General features: G+C 57.8%; 13 protein-coding genes and 1 pseudogene. 5 read left to right on the top strand and 9 right to left on the bottom strand.

Annotated features, from left to right (window positions below; all coding sequences use genetic code 11):
- The 8 genes and pseudogenes from AC1D0Z_RS10020 to rpmH form a co-directional block, all read right to left on the bottom strand.
- A pseudogene (locus tag AC1D0Z_RS10020) lies at window positions 1-407 on the bottom strand (hypothetical protein); the annotation flags it as partial.
- Window positions 408-655: 248 nt separating this feature from the next.
- Window positions 656-1,147 (bottom strand): Crp/Fnr family transcriptional regulator, encoded by a 492-nt coding sequence (locus AC1D0Z_RS10015; protein ID WP_122954706.1) that lies wholly within the window; start codon window positions 1,145-1,147, stop codon window positions 656-658.
- 188 nt (window positions 1,148-1,335) lie between these two features.
- Window positions 1,336-1,938: an alpha-ketoglutarate-dependent dioxygenase AlkB gene (locus tag AC1D0Z_RS10010; protein WP_477658097.1), complete on the bottom strand. Its 603-nt coding sequence runs from the start codon at window positions 1,936-1,938 to the stop codon at window positions 1,336-1,338.
- A 155-nt stretch (window positions 1,939-2,093) separates the two neighbouring features.
- Entirely contained in the window at window positions 2,094-3,494 is a 1,401-nt protein-coding gene (gene mnmE, locus AC1D0Z_RS10005; protein WP_477658096.1) for a tRNA uridine-5-carboxymethylaminomethyl(34) synthesis GTPase MnmE, read from the bottom strand.
- A gap of 125 nt (window positions 3,495-3,619) precedes the next feature.
- The gene (yidC, locus tag AC1D0Z_RS10000; RefSeq protein ID WP_477658095.1) at window positions 3,620-5,347 is read right to left on the bottom strand and encodes a membrane protein insertase YidC; all 1,728 of its coding nucleotides are present in this window, start codon (window positions 5,345-5,347) and stop codon (window positions 3,620-3,622) included.
- Window positions 5,344-5,622 (bottom strand): membrane protein insertion efficiency factor YidD, encoded by a 279-nt coding sequence (yidD, locus tag AC1D0Z_RS09995; protein WP_477658098.1) that lies wholly within the window; start codon window positions 5,620-5,622, stop codon window positions 5,344-5,346. Before yidD ends, yidC begins: the two co-directional genes overlap by 4 nt.
- 44 nt (window positions 5,623-5,666) lie before the next feature.
- Window positions 5,667-6,086 (bottom strand): ribonuclease P protein component, encoded by a 420-nt coding sequence (locus tag AC1D0Z_RS09990; protein ID WP_477658094.1) that lies wholly within the window; start codon window positions 6,084-6,086, stop codon window positions 5,667-5,669.
- A 51-nt stretch (window positions 6,087-6,137) separates the two neighbouring features.
- Window positions 6,138-6,272, bottom strand: a complete 135-nt coding sequence (gene rpmH / locus AC1D0Z_RS09985; protein ID WP_007862708.1) for a 50S ribosomal protein L34 — start codon at window positions 6,270-6,272, stop codon at window positions 6,138-6,140.
- A gap of 449 nt (window positions 6,273-6,721) precedes the next feature.
- Between rpmH and dnaA the strand changes: the two genes are divergently transcribed.
- The 5 genes from dnaA to AC1D0Z_RS09960 all read left to right on the top strand — a co-directional run bounded on the left by dnaA (window position 6,722) and on the right by AC1D0Z_RS09960 (window position 13,347).
- A complete protein-coding gene (dnaA, locus tag AC1D0Z_RS09980; protein ID WP_477658093.1) occupies window positions 6,722-8,116 on the top strand; it encodes a chromosomal replication initiator protein DnaA in 1,395 nt (464 codons plus the stop codon).
- A 327-nt stretch (window positions 8,117-8,443) separates the two neighbouring features.
- Complete coding sequence (gene dnaN / locus AC1D0Z_RS09975) at window positions 8,444-9,550, top strand: DNA polymerase III subunit beta (RefSeq protein ID WP_477658092.1); 1,107 nt, start codon at window positions 8,444-8,446, stop codon at window positions 9,548-9,550.
- Between the two features lie 125 nt (window positions 9,551-9,675).
- Complete coding sequence (gyrB, locus tag AC1D0Z_RS09970; RefSeq protein WP_477658091.1) at window positions 9,676-12,300, top strand: DNA topoisomerase (ATP-hydrolyzing) subunit B; 2,625 nt, start codon at window positions 9,676-9,678, stop codon at window positions 12,298-12,300.
- Window positions 12,301-12,327: 27 nt separating this feature from the next.
- Entirely contained in the window at window positions 12,328-12,600 is a 273-nt protein-coding gene (locus tag AC1D0Z_RS09965) for a DUF3297 family protein (protein ID WP_477658090.1), read from the top strand.
- A 126-nt stretch (window positions 12,601-12,726) separates the two neighbouring features.
- Window positions 12,727-13,347 carry a 3'-5' exonuclease gene (locus tag AC1D0Z_RS09960; RefSeq protein WP_477658089.1) on the top strand — a complete coding sequence of 207 codons (621 nt, stop codon included), beginning with the start codon at window positions 12,727-12,729 and terminating at the stop codon, window positions 13,345-13,347.
- A gap of 22 nt (window positions 13,348-13,369) precedes the next feature.
- On the opposite strand, the gene AC1D0Z_RS09955 is transcribed toward AC1D0Z_RS09960, so the two are convergent.
- On the bottom strand, window positions 13,370-14,851 hold a 1,482-nt coding region (locus tag AC1D0Z_RS09955; RefSeq protein WP_477658088.1), incomplete at its 5' end, for an ATP-dependent nuclease.

Below are 14,851 nucleotides of genomic sequence, written 5' to 3'. Positions count from 1 at the left end.
CGCCAGTACACCGCGGGCACCGTGATTTCAAAACGTGCCTTGGCGTGCTGCATGATCAATGCTTCTGTCTCACCGAGTTGCTCCGGGGAGCCGCCAAAGGCTTTCGCCAGATCCATCATGACGAGAAATTCATTGCCGCCCTGGTCCAGAGAAAGAACTTTGAACTTGTAGCTGGCCGAGAGTACGCCGGAACGGGTCATGGCCTCACGAATGGCCGTGTACAGCTGTTCGCGGCGGGCGTGGCGCTTGAGCTTGCCGGAATCGGCGGGAGCAGGGTGTTCGGGCGAGAGTCGCTGGGGCACGGACGTAGCGACTTTGTCACGCCCGGCGGGCGTGCGTTTTTGTTCGTCGTTCGCAGCCGCGCTGGCTTGCTGCGGTTTATCGGAAAACCAGTTTAGAAAAGACATGGGCAACGTTCTCGTGATGAATGTTCATTTTCCGTCAATGCACGGAGTGAATCTGTAAGCAATGGCGCCAACGGTTCAGCTGTTGTTTAGCAGGGAATACAGTGGCGACTTTATCGAATCACCCATTCAGCTGTCTGGTAAAAAATCACGCCCATCACGTTTTTAAGATCGCCCGTAATGCACGAAAGTATTACGGCACGGGTCAGTTGTCCGATGACGCCGGCTCACGTGCAGAAAAGAGATGAAGCTCAGGTCACTGCAACGCGCTTGGGGCGGTTATAGAGTCGTTTGGCCATGACCGAACCCATCGCCATGGTCAGCTCCAATGCGATGGGGCTATGGCGGTTTGCCAGTTCCAGGAATCGCATTGGGGTAAGGCACCACAGCTTGCAGGGCGTTGAGGCATGCACCGTGGCGCTACGGGGCATGTGTGAAAAGAACGCGCCTTCACCCAGCACAGTGCCAGCACCCACCAGTGCCATTCGAACGCGGGCCTTTTCGTCTTCGTAATGAACGCTCAGCGTGCCGCTCTCCACAAAATACAGCGTGCGATCCAGTGCGCCCTGTTCCATCAGCACCTGGCCGCTGTTCAGCGCGAACGGCTGCATGTAGCTGGCGAGTATGTCCCAGTGCGGCTGGTTGAATTGACAACGCAATGCATCACTGGCGTGGCAGTGAAGAATGGCTTGGGCAAGGCCCTGAATGTCAAAGCGAATGGCGGCAGGTAGTGGAGCGTTCATAGTGGGACGGAAGATACCTTTGCACTACAACGCTCGCAAGGGACATTAACGCCCACTTACACCTGATACAGCGGCATCGGGATTTGTAATTTCATTGGTAAAAAGCGCATTTTGGAGAGCTTTGATCATTGCGTAACCGTTCATCCTTCGCGCGAACCCGCCTGTCGGCCTAAAAGCATCCAAAAGGCCTAACTGCGCGCCGCCGCGGTGCGAAAAGTGATGGACCAGCGCAGTTCAGCCGTCGGGGCGATGCTGTGCTGCCAGGCCCATCGCGCCGGGCCGCGCAGCCCATAAATGGAGCGGGGCGCAACGACGTGCCTCACAACATCAGCGCGCCTGGGGGCTTGGGGTGGGTAGGGCCTGAAGCGGATCAGGGCAGCGCTTCCCAGGGAAACGCCGGCTATCTCCTCAAAATCAGGGACATCACGATGCCAGCCGAGAGGGGTGCCGGGCCTGTACTCGGCCACAAGCGCATGGACCAGCATCTCCGGCGCCACGCCAAGCCAGCAGGCCACCCTGTCACGCAAGGGCCGCAGCCCTGCAATCAACGCCTCGGCGGGACGCAGGCGGTTGGTGTCGTAGTCAAAACTGCCGCCGTAACTGATGACCCTGCGCCGCGCGGTATAGCCTTTGTAGCGCGCAGCTTCCAGTGGCAATTGCGAGACCAGATCGATGAGGCCGGCTTCTTCGCCGGTACTCAAAAATTCAGGTTCATAAGTAAACCCGGCGGGCAGGTTGGTTGCCGGCGCAGCATCAAACAGCTCGGCCTGTGTTGAGAGAATCTCTGACATAGGGGGGGTCATTAGTGGACGTCATGAACGTTCGGCATGCAGGCGCACTCGCTCTGCTTAAAGCCATCATGGACAGCCACGCCGACGCTGGTGTAGGACGCCAACGCTTTGGGTCGGCGGTCGCGCGCCATGCACTGATGAGCGCTCTTGCTGCGCTACTTACCGATGCAGAAGCGGGAGAATATTTCGCCCAGCAAATCGTCAGCGCTGAACTGTCCCGTGATCTCGCCCAGGTGGAGCTGCGCCTGGCGCAGGTCTTCAGCAAGCAGGTCAAGGGCAGGGCGCAGGGCATGCAGTTGCCCTGCCGCTTTTTGCAGCTGGGCCTCAACGCGTGCCAGCGCCTGCACGTGGCGTTCGCGCGCCATGAACACGCCTTCAGGCGCCGCCTGCCACCCCACTACGTCAAGAAGTTTCTCGCGCAAGGCATTCAGTCCGGCCCCGGTCTTTGCCGATATCGCTACTCCGCCGGGTATGTTTGCCAGGGCGTCGGCGCCCACCTTGTCCAACTTGTTCCAGATGTCGATCACAGCCGTTCTGGCGGAAAGTTTCTGGCTCAAGGTCTTTGCCAGTTCTGCGTCGGCAGCCATGTAGCTGGCAGCAACCTGCGGGTCATGGCCCAACGCCTGCTGTGTCAGGTCGTGCAGGAAAAGCACCGCATCAGCGCTTTCGATTTCCGCCCATGCGCGTTCAATGCCGATTTTCTCGACCTCGTCCAGCGCTTCGCGCAGGCCGGCTGTATCAACCACATGCAGCGGCACGCCCTCAATCTGGATCAGCTGCGAGACTTTGTCCCGCGTGGTGCCGGCAATCGGCGTGACGATCGCCAACTCGGCGCCGGCCAGGGCATTGAGCAGAGAGCTCTTCCCGGCATTGGGCTGGCCGGCAATCACCACCTTGATACCTTCACGCAGGATGGCGCCCTGAGTGGCTCGCTGCATCACCTCCCCAAGCGTGGCTTGCAGACGCGCCAGCTGGCCTTGCGCATCGGCTTTCTGCAGGAAGTCGATGTCTTCTTCAGGAAAATCCAGCGTCGCTTCGACCAGCATGCGCAGATGGACCAGCTGGTCCAGCAAAGTGTTGATCGCCAGCGAGAATTCGCCGGACATGGACCGTGCCGCCGATCGCGCTGCGGTTTCGGTGCTGGCGTCTATCAGGTCGGCGATGGCTTCGGCCTGTGCCAGGTCGATTTTGTCGTTCAGGAAAGCACGCTCGGTGAACTCGCCCGGTTGTGCCACGCGCAACTGCGGCATCGCCTCCAGGCAACGCGCCAGCAGCAGCTGCAGCACCACCGGCCCGCCATGCGCCTGCAGTTCCAGCACGTCTTCACCGGTGTAGGAATGTGGCGCCGGGAAATGAATGGCCAGGCCCTGGTCAATCACCTGGGCCTGCCCATCACGAAAGGGCAGGTAGGTCGCCTGGCGCGCTTGCAGATGCCGGCCGCACACGGCCGCAATCACGGGAGCTACATCTTTGCCCGAGACCCGCACAATGCCCACAGCCCCGCGGCCGGGTGCGGTGGCGATCGCAACGATAGGGTCGTGGTGTCGGGCCAGCATGGTGGTAGATGTTAAGCGGTGAATGTAGAGGTGACGGGCTGCACGCGATTGATGATTTGCCTGACGGTGGATCGCCAAAGAAAAAGGGCCGCGTAGCGGCCCAATTTTTTTACCTCATACCCGCCTTATTTGAATTTCGGCAAGTTGAACTGTGGCGGCACGCCCATGCGCGTGTTAATCACCCACTGCTGCGCGATGGACAGGATGTTGTTGGTAATCCAGTACAGCACCAGGCCGGCCGGGAAGAAGAAGAACATCACGCTGAAGATCAGCGGCATGAACCACATCAGCTTGGCCTGCATCGGATCCGGCGGGGCGGGATTGAGCGCCGTTTGCAGCATGGTGGTCAGGGTCATCAGGACGGGCAGGATGAAGAAAGGATCCGGCGCCGAGAGGTCATGAATCCACAGAATCCAGGGTGCATTGCGCATTTCAACGCTGGACAGCAGCACCCAGTACAGCGCAATGAAGACGGGGATCTGGATCATGATCGGGAAGCAGCCGCCCATCGGGTTGACTTTTTCCTCGCGGTAGATTTTCATCATCGCCTGCTGCATTTCCTGCGGCTTGTCTTTCAGGCGCTCACGCATCTCCATGATCTTGGGATTGATCGCCTTCATCTTGGCCATGCTGGCATACGCCTTGGCATTGAGCCAGTAGAACGCGATTTTCAGCAGCAGCACCAGGGCCACGATGGACCAGCCCCAGTTATGCAGGAAGCCGTGCAGCTTGTCGAGCAGCCAGTACAGGGGCTTGGCCAGGATGGTGAGCCAGCCGTAGTCTTTGACGAGCTCGAGGCCTGGCGCGATGGCTTCCAGTGTTTTTTCTTCCTGAGGGCCGACGAAAAATTTCGACTCGACCGATTTGGTTGTGCCAGCTGCGATGGTGTCCAGCGGCGTGATCATGACGACGGAATACAGGTTGTTCGCGACCTTCTGGAACAACAGGTCACGCTTCAGGCCATCCGGGAGAATCCAGGCGGTTGCGAAGTAATGCTGGACCATGGCGATATAACCATTGGTGGCCTGCTTTTCGACGTCAACCTTGTTGTTCTCGATGTCCTTGAATTCCACTTTTTGGTATTTCTTGGCTTCGGTGTAAATCGCCGGGCCGGTAAAGGTGGAATAAAAAGAAGACTCTCCGGGCGGCTTGTTGCCGTCACGCACGAGCTGGAGGTACAGCTGGGGCGACACGGCGGCCGTACCGGCGTTAACGATGTCGTGGCGCACCGCGATGTCATAGGCGCCACGCTTGAGGGTATAGGTTTTGACCAGCTTGACGCCGCCGACTTCTGCCGACTCGAACTTGACTTGCAGCTCGTCCTGGCCTTCTTTCAGTGCCCGTTCACCAGGCACCACGGTCATGGGCGTTTTGTGTGTAGGAAAGCCTCCAGTGGTGCCGGGTGCCGTCACAAGGCCCGTCTGCGCCACATAAACACGGTTCGCGCTTTCGTCCATCAACACAAAGCCGTCGTCCTTGTGCGTCTGGTCCTTGTATTTCACGAACGCCGAGTGCACCAGGGTGCCGCCTTCGCTGTCAAAGGTCAGCGTGAGCACATCGGTGTTCACCACCACACGCTCGCGGGTCGCCGCGGGAGCGGCAGAGGGCGCACCCGTGGGCACAGCACCAGGCGCGCCAGGCGTTGCGTTGGCCGCTTGCGGCGCAGGCACGGAAGAGGCTGTGGTGCCGGCCGCTACAGGAGCCGAGGAACCGGCGGCTGGTGCTTTGGCCGTCTGCGTGGCTGACGGGAAAAAGGTCGCCTTGTGGCCGTTAAAAACCTGCCATTGGTCCCACAAAAGGACCATGGAAAAACCAAAAATCACCCACAGGATGGTGCGGCGGATGTCGTTCATGACGGCGTCTTTTTAGAAGGGGTGGAGGCCACAGGCGTGGCCAGGCGGGAAAAGAGGGAAACAGGCGGCACCGGGTCGTGCCCGCCATCACACCAGGGATGACAGCGTGCCAGGCGGCGCAAGGTGAGGTAGCTGCCCACCGCTGCGCCGTGCTGCTGCAGGGCCTGCAGGGAATAGGCGGAACAGGTTGGCTCAAACCGGCAGGCCGAGCCCAGCCATGGGCTGAGAAAGAGGCGATAGCCCTTGACCAGGCCGATCAGCAGGGTTTGCGGCAAGCGGAAAAGCGGCGCCAGCGCGGCAAGAAAGGCGGTCCTGGAGCTCATGGCGCCTTGGCTCCTGCCTGCATCAGCGCCAGCACTTCCGTGCGTACCGCCAGCTTGAGCTGCTCGGACGTCGCGCTAATGAATTCTTTGCGCGAAAAATCACGCCGCAAGCGGACCACAAAAGCAGCCTGTGGATACTGATGCGAAAAATCAGCGCTCACGGTGTAGATCTGTCGTTTGATGGCGTTACGTGTGACGGCGCGTTTGGCCCAGCGTTTGGGGACCATGGCCCCAAGCCAGACATCCTGCACGGGAAACAGCGGCTTTGCCGCAAGCACATCGGCCAGTTGGCCTGGCTCAGCTTGCACGGGCTTTGCGTCCAGCGCATTGCGGTGCAATGCGAAGTGCGTTGTTTTTGCAACAATGGCGCCGGCAAGAACTGCCTGGAACTGGGGTCGGGTTTGAAGCCGTTGCACGAGCGCCAGGCGTCAGTTTAAAAAACTGCGAATGGCCAGCAGAAAACAGGCTTATACAGCCAGGCGCTTGCGGCCTTTGGCGCGGCGGGCAGCAATCACTGCGCGGCCGCCACGCGTTTTCATGCGGGTCAGGAAGCCGTGCGTACGAGCGCGTTTGACTTTGGATGGTTGGTATGTGCGTTTCATGATGGAGTCCTACTAGCCGGTCAGCTACAAAGCTTCCCCCTTTGCCTTTACTTTGCCTTGTTGCCTTATTGCCTTATTGGATAAGAGACTAAGAGACACTGCTTTGGGCGATTCGAATGATCTTGGTGGCCGTACAACACAACCATCTCTGCAAGTCTTCAAGGCAGGCAAAACCCGCCGCGAATCAGGGAAACCCATGATTATCGCAGATTTCCTAACACTGGCAACAAGTTAGCCCATCCATTTGGGGTAAAGGCTGAGATGCAGCGAACCGCGTCGCGACATACCCCAAACCGGTGCCGAAAATAGGTTGAAACCCGAATCAATTATTTTGTGGATAACTCCCCGCCCGGACTACAATTGCCGGTGCTCAAAATTAACAATATCCACAAGCAGCTCACCGCTGCCGGGCGCCTCTTGCCAGGCCAGCAACCCAGCCAAAACCACCCATGAGCGAGGCCTCCGTCCAAAACCTGAACCAGGACTTGTGGCAGAGCTGCGTCGACCACCTGGCCCAGGAATTACCCGAACAACAGTTCAATACCTGGATCCGGCCCCTCCTCGTCGAGGTCGCTCCCGACCTCACCAAAGTCACTGTTCTGGTGGGCAACCGGTTCAAACTGGACTGGGTTCGTGCCCAATATGCCGGCCGCATCTCTACCTTGCTTGAGAAAATTTCCGGGCAAAGCATCCCCCTTGAGTTAGCACTTGCTCCGCGCGAAGCGCCCGCCAAATCTTCATCTCTGGTCCGCAGCTTTGAAGGCTCCGGTATTCCTGAACCTGCCGGCCTGGGCGTTCCCGAAGAAGCCGCCGGCGCCCCGTTCAAAAACCGCCTGAACAGCGCCCTGACCTTCGACACCCTGATTGAAGGCACAGCCAACCGCATGGGCCGGGCCGCGGCGTTACATGTCTCCAGCAGCCTCGGCCAGCTTTACAACCCGCTTTTTATCTACGGCGGCGTCGGTTTGGGCAAGACCCATTTGATGCACGCCATCGGCAATAAACTGCTGGCGGACAACCCCGCCGCCAAAGTTCTCTACATCCACGCTGAACAATTTGTTTCAGATGTGGTTAAAGCTTACCAACGCAAGACTTTTGATGAATTCAAGGAGCGTTACCACTCCCTGGATTTATTGCTGATTGACGATGTCCAGTTCTTTGCCAACAAGGACCGTACCCAGGAAGAGTTTTTTAACGCTTTCGAGGCCTTGCTGACCAAAAAGTCGCACATTGTGATGACCAGCGACACTTATCCAAAGGGCCTGACGGATATCCACGAACGCCTGGTGTCGCGCTTTGATTCCGGCCTCACCGTCGCCATCGAGCCGCCCGAGCTCGAAATGCGCGTCGCCATCCTGATCCGCAAGGCCGAGGCCGAAGGCGCCTCCATGCCCGAAGAAGTCGCCTTCTTTGTCGCCAAGAACGTCCGCTCCAACGTGCGCGAGCTCGAAGGCGCCCTGCGCAAGATCCTGGCTTACTCGCGCTTCAACCTCAAGGAAATCTCCATCCAGCTGGCCCGCGAGGCCCTGCGGGACCTGCTTTCCATCCAGAACCGGCAGATTTCCGTCGAAAACATCCAGAAGACCGTCGCCGACTATTACAAGATCAAGGTCGCCGACATGTATTCCAAGAAGCGGCCCGCCAGCATTGCGCGGCCGCGGCAGATTGCCATGTACCTGGCCAAGGAACTCACGCAAAAGAGCCTCCCAGAGATCGGAGAGCTCTTTGGCGGGCGCGACCACACCACGGTGCTGCATGCCGTCCGCAAGATGTCTGCCGAACGCCAGCAAATGACAGAGCTCAACCAGCAACTGCATGTACTTGAGCAAACCCTGAAAGGCTGAAGAGCGGCATCCATGCGTCAAACGAATCCTTTAGCGCTCACCTCGCCTGGTTCACCTGGGTTTTGGGGTGATATTCAGGGCCAAACCGGCGCCTCAACAAGTTTGGGGACAACTTTTGAACAACCCATGGCTTATCCACAGAAGCAGATGACAATCGAAAGTTATTCATATTCGGCAGTGCAGTTCAGGGGCGCCTGAACACATGGTTAAACAAACGCCAAGTGGTTGATCAAAAAGGGGAAAATGGCAATATCCACAGATGGGCGCCACCCTTATCTACTACTACTAATTTGAATTAAAGAATTAAAGATAAATACAGAGGAAGTCATGATCGTTCTGAAAGCAACCCAGGATAAAGTTTTGTCGGTACTGCAGTCGGTGGCCGGCATCGTTGAGCGGAGGCACACCTTGCCCATCCTTGCCAACGTGCTGATCCGCAAAACCGGCGCGCAGCTGCAGCTCACCACGAGCGATCTTGAAATCCAGATCCGCACCACAGCCGAACTTGACGGYGACGCCGGCAACTTCACCACCACCGTGGGTGCCCGCAAGCTCATCGACATCCTGCGCTCCATGCCCAGCGACCAGACCGTCTCGCTCGAGTCGTCGCAGAACAAGCTGATCCTCAAGGGCGGCAAGAGCCGCTTCACGCTGCAAACCCTGCCCGCTGAAGACTTTCCACTGGTGCAGGAAGCCGCTAATTTCGGCCCCAGCTTCTCGGTGCCGCAAAAGGTTTTGAAAGAGCTGCTCAACCAGGTCTCGTTCGCCATGGCGGTGCACGACATCCGTTACTACCTCAACGGCATCCTGTTCGTCGCCGAAGGCAAGCAGCTGAGCCTGGTCGCCACCGACGGGCACCGCCTGGCGTTCTCCTCTGCCACGCTCGACGTCGAAGTGCCCAAGCAGGAAGTCATCCTGCCGCGCAAGACCGTTCTGGAAATGCAGCGCCTGCTCAGCGACAAAGAGGGCGCCATCGAAATGCAGTTCGCCGGCAACCAGGCCAAGTTCAGCTTTGAAGGCATGGAATTCGTCACCAAGCTGGTCGAAGGCAAGTTCCCCGACTACAACCGCGTGATTCCCAAGAACCACAAAAACATCATCACCCTGGGCCGTGTGCCCCTGCTGGCCAGCCTGCAGCGCACCGCGATTTTGACCAGCGAGAAGTTCAAGGGCGTGCGCCTGAACATCGAACCCGGCACCCTGCGCGTGGCGTCCAACAATGCCGAGCAGGAAGAAGCTGTCGACGAGCTCGACATCGACTACGGTGGTGATGCGATTGAAATCGGTTTCAACGTCACCTACCTGATCGACGCACTGTCGAACATGGACCAGGACATGGTGAAGATCGAGCTGGCTGACTCCAACAGCTCCGCGTTGCTCACCATCCCCGACGATGCAGCCTTTAAATACGTGGTGATGCCGATGCGCATTTAACGCGCTGACCACACGCTGAACAACCACCAGACCCGCGACTCTCCGCGGGTTTGGTCATTCAAGAGATTGAAGAAATCGAAGCAATTCGAAAGTAGATCGAAGAAAGATCGGAAATAAAGCTGGATATGACTGAAGAAAACACACCAAACGAAGCCGATCAGGTCAACGTTAACGACGGCGCTGCAGGCGAGGGAAGCTCCAATTTCCAGCCGAAGATTGACACCAACCAGGCCGGCGCGTCCGAAGCCTATGGCGAAGGTTCCATCCAGATCCTGGAAGGCCTGGAGGCCGTGCGCAAGCGCCCCGGCATGTACATTGGCGACACGTCTGACGGCACCGGCTTGCACCACCTGGTGTTTGAGGTGGTCGACAACTCGATTGACGAAGCACTGGCCGGCCATTGCGACGACATCGTCGTCACCATCCACACCGACAACTCCGTCAGCGTGACCGACAACGGCCGCGGTATCCCGACCGGCATCAAGATGGACGACAAGCACGAGCCCAAGCGTTCTGCTGCCGAAATCGCCCTGACCGAGCTGCACGCCGGCGGCAAGTTCAACCAGAACAGCTACAAGGTTTCAGGTGGTCTGCACGGCGTGGGCGTGAGCTGCGTCAACGCACTCAGCAAAATGCTGCGCCTCACGATTCGCCGGGACGGCAAAGTGCACGTGATGGAGTTCTCTCGCGGCTTTGTGCAAAACCGCATCATCGAGCAGGTCAACGGCGTTGACGTGTCACCCATGAAAGTCATGGACGACACCGACAAGCGCGGCACTGAAGTCCACTTCCTGCCCGACACCGACATCTTCAAAGAGAACAACGATTTCCATTACGAGATCCTCAGCAAGCGCCTGCGTGAGCTGAGCTTTTTGAACAACGGCGTGCGCATTCGCCTCAAAGACGAGCGCAGCGGCAAGGAAGACGACTTCGCCGGCGCCGGCGGCGTCAAGGGCTTTGTTGAATTCATCAACAAAGGCAAAACGGTTCTGCACCCCAACGTGTTTGCCGCCATGGGCGACCGCGCCAGCGACCAGGGCACCAACATCGGTGTTGAAGTTGCCATGCAATGGAACAGCGGCTACAGCGAACAGGTTCTCTGCTTCACCAACAACATTCCCCAGCGCGACGGTGGTACCCACCTGACGGGCCTGCGCGCAGCCATGACACGCGTCATCAACAAATATATTGACGACAGCGAACTGGCCAAGAAAGCCAAGGTTGAAGTCACCGGTGACGACATGCGCGAAGGCCTGTGCTGCGTGTTGAGCGTGAAGGTGCCCGAGCCCAAATTCAGCAGCCAGACCAAAGACAAACTGGTCTCCAGCGAAGTGCGCGGCCCGGTCGAAGACATCGTGAGCCGCCTGCTGCACGACTACCTGCAAGAGCGCCCCAACGACGCCAAAATCATCGTCGGCAAGATCATTGAAGCTGCCCGCGCCCGTGAAGCCGCTCGCAAGGCCCGCGACATGACGCGCCGCAAAGGCGTGCTCGACGGTATGGGCCTGCCCGGCAAGCTGGCCGACTGCCAGGAAAAAGACCCCGCCATGTGCGAGATCTACCTGGTCGAGGGTGACTCCGCCGGCGGCTCTGCCAAGCAGGGCCGTGACCGTAAGTTCCAGGCCATCCTGCCCCTGCGCGGTAAGATTTTGAACGTCGAAAAAGCCCGCTACGAAAAGCTGTTGACCAGCAATGAAATTTTGACGCTGATCACCGCCCTAGGCACCGGTATCGGCAAGGCTGGCGGTATTGGCGGCACGCCAGGCACCGACGACTTCAACGTCGCCAAGCTGCGCTACCACCGCATCATCATCATGACCGACGCCGACGTTGACGGTGCCCACATCCGTACGCTGCTGCTCACCTTCTTCTACCGCCAGATGCCCGAGCTCGTCGAGCGCGGCCACATCTACATTGCGCAGCCACCGCTGTACAAGGTCAAGGCCGGCAAAGAAGAGCAGTACCTGAAAGACACCGCAGCGCTTGACGGCTTCCTGCTGCGCATTGCGCTCAAAGACGCTTCAGTGCAAACCGGCGCTGAAGGCAGCACGGTGCTGGCGGGTGAAACGCTGGCCGAACTGGCCCGCAAACACCAGCTGGCCGAGTCCGTGATTGCCCGCCTGCGCGGCTTCATGGACGCAGAAGCCCTGCGCGCCATTGCCGACGGCGTGAGCCTGAACCTCGACACCGTGGCAGACGCTGAAGTGTCGGCCGTCACGCTGCAGGCCAAGCTGCGCGAACTCAACACCACCGGCGCCCCTGCCGAAGTGGCCGGCGAGTTTGACACCCGCACCGACAAACCCATTTTGCGCATCAGCCGCCGCCACCAYGGCAACGTCAAGAGCAGCGTGATCACGCAAGACTTTGTGCACGGCGCCGACTACGCCACCCTGGCTGAAGCTGCTGCCACCTTCAAGGGCCTGATTGGCGAAGGCGCCAAGGCCATGCGCGGCGAAGGCGAGCGCCAGAAGGAAGAAAAGATTGGTGACTTCCGCCAGGCCATGGCCTGGTTGATTGGCCAGGCTGAAAACGCCACCGCCCGCCAGCGCTACAAAGGCCTGGGYGAGATGAACCCCGCCCAGCTGTGGGAAACCACCATGGACCCGACCGTGCGCCGCCTGTTGCGCGTGCAGATCGACGACGCCATCGAAGCCGACCGCGTCTTCACCATGCTGATGGGCGACGARGTSGAGCCRCGCCGCGAGTTCATCGARCAGAACGCCCTGCGCGCCGCCAACATCGACGTCTAAGCGACCATTCAGCTCTTACCTGACACCATGACCGAAGAAACCACAACAACAGCAGCAGCTGCGACAGAACGCCCGGCGCTGCCCGACCACCTCTCGACCGACGAGCGCAGCCCGCACTTCGTCAAAGCCATCTTTGAACACGAGGTGGGCATCCGCTTCAACGACAAAGAGCGCAACGACGTCGCCGAGTACTGCATCAGCGAAGGCTGGATCAAGGTGCCCGTGGGCAACAAGGTAGACCGCAAGGGCAACCCGCTGATGATCAAGCTCAAAGGCAAGGTTGAGGCGTTCTACAAGTAACCAGCCAAGCCGGGAGTCAATGCATTGACTGGCCGGACCTCCATGAACACCATGAAGTTTGAACCTCTGCAGGTCCATTTCATGGTGTTTTGTTTTTGGCGGCCCATCACGTCACACACCTGAGCCATGAGCCGCATCGCCGTCATCGACTTCGAAACCACAGGCCTCTCACCCGCGATAGGCGACCGTGCGACCGAGGTCGCTATCGTGATGGTCGAACACGGCCAGGTAGTCGACCGTTTCCAGAGCCTCATGAACGCGGGCCGCTACATCCCGTCTTTCATCGAAAGCCTGACAGGTATCAGCAATGCCATGATTGCCGCCGCGCCCGCGGCCGAGAAAGTGATGGCGGAAGCGAATCGCTTTGTGGGCAACGCGCCCATGGTCGCGCACAACGCTTCTTTTGACCGCAGGTTCTGGGAAGCTGAATTAAGCCGCGCAGGGGAGGCTGCTACCCAGCCTTTCGCCTGCACCATGCTGGTTGCCAGAAGGCTGTATCCCCAGGCGCCCAGTCACAAGCTCGGTGTGCTGATTGACTACCACCGCCTGCCGAAAGCTGGCCGTGCTCACAGGGCTATGGCTGATGCTGAAATGGCGGCTTCGTTATTGGCGCAGATTCAGGATGACCTGCGTGTTCGTCATCGGGTGGCGAAGGCTGACCATGGATTGTTGATGGCTTTGCAGCGGTGTGCGAAGCCGGCTGTTCCGCAATTGATGGCGCGATACTTGATATCAGCAGCAGGTTGATAACCTCATATTTCAGTAGAAGCTAAAGAGCAGCTAAGAATTTTCCGAGATCTGTCTTCACAAGCTCGTCATTCGTCATGACTTGTGCAGCGCGCCAATTTTCTGACTTTCCCCAAAAGCTGTTCTCCGTACCGGGACGGTCGTAGTCGCCAAGTGGCGCAAATCGGCCACCAAACGCTTCATTGACGGAGCTTTCTGACAAGTAATTCTCGGTTGCTCGTTTTTGAGTGATTAAGCAATTGATTTTTAGTTGAGCACAGTTTGCCGCGAATTCAACACGGTCACTTGCTACAGAATCGCTTTCCGACTTCTTCTCGCTATCTATGATTGCAAAGACGTTGGGGCATAGGCGAATGACTTCTTCAAGCAGCGGTGTGGTTTTTCCGTTAATCATGGAACTACCTCCGAGAGGAAGAATTACAACGTGTCTATCTTTCTCGAATTTTCTCAATAGCTGTTGAAAAGTTCTTACATCTGATGGCCCCTCAACCAAGAGAATCTTATTCCAACCTATGTCTTCAAGCCCTGCTATTCCCATTGACCCGAGGAACTCGGCGTAATGAGGGGTTTTCGCATATGGGCGGACGATAGAACCTCTCTTCGTGGATTGCACCGAGTACATAAGATCCGAGCATGATCGTGCTAGTCCCAGCGAGTGCGTGGCATACAGCACACCATGTTGTGCATATGAAGCAAGCGTGGTTAAAAAATCAAGTTGGAGACCAGGGTGCAAATGTGTCTCAGGCTCATCAATAGCGATAAAGCTGGGGGCGCGGATAAGGGCATTTCCAAGTACGACTACAAGTTGTGCAATGCCCGCTCCTACCTCAGAAAGTTTGTGTGGGCGACCATCAATAACAAGCTGAAGGGTTTTCAGCTCATTGGAAGCGCTTATTTCCAGCGATTTGGCGCCGATAAGTCTTCTAACGTCTTCGGTCACTTTCCCGATAGCCCGGTTTTGTAATTTACTGCCGCCTGTTTTCCAGTTGTGCCATTGACCTAAAAATCCGGTTCCAAGATGGAGGTCGTAGTAATTGCCAGCCCCTTCGTTGAGTGCATTTCTAAAGGGACCAAAATATTGGATGTTTGCTAGAGCCAAGGCAGCGTCGACAAGTGTTGTGAACTCAACAGATCGGCCATCACTCAGGTATAGATTCTTATTTTGTAAGGTACGAAACCCTATGCCATTTAATTCTTGATGCAGGCTTTGCCCGTCTGAACTAACTAAGTCTATTTTCCAGGCCTGTTGTTGTCCGTCGTAGGTCCATGTTGCCGACTTCATAAAAAGCGGGTAGTGATTCCAGGCATGCGGAATTTCTAGTGTGAATTGGAGAGGCCCTTCCGCATACTCGTTAATGATCTCCGTTTGATCCGTAATAGGAGCGGGTAGACCGCCCAAACCGGCAAAGTGACTTGGGAAGACGTCGCGTATGTTTGAACCCTCGCCAGCTGCACCTAATCGCGCCAGCGCATGTCTAACCTCGTAGAAGAAGCGGAGTAAGGT

The organism is Polaromonas sp. P1_E3 (genome assembly GCF_056405935.1).
This window is presented reverse-complemented; position numbering and strand designations above follow the sequence as displayed.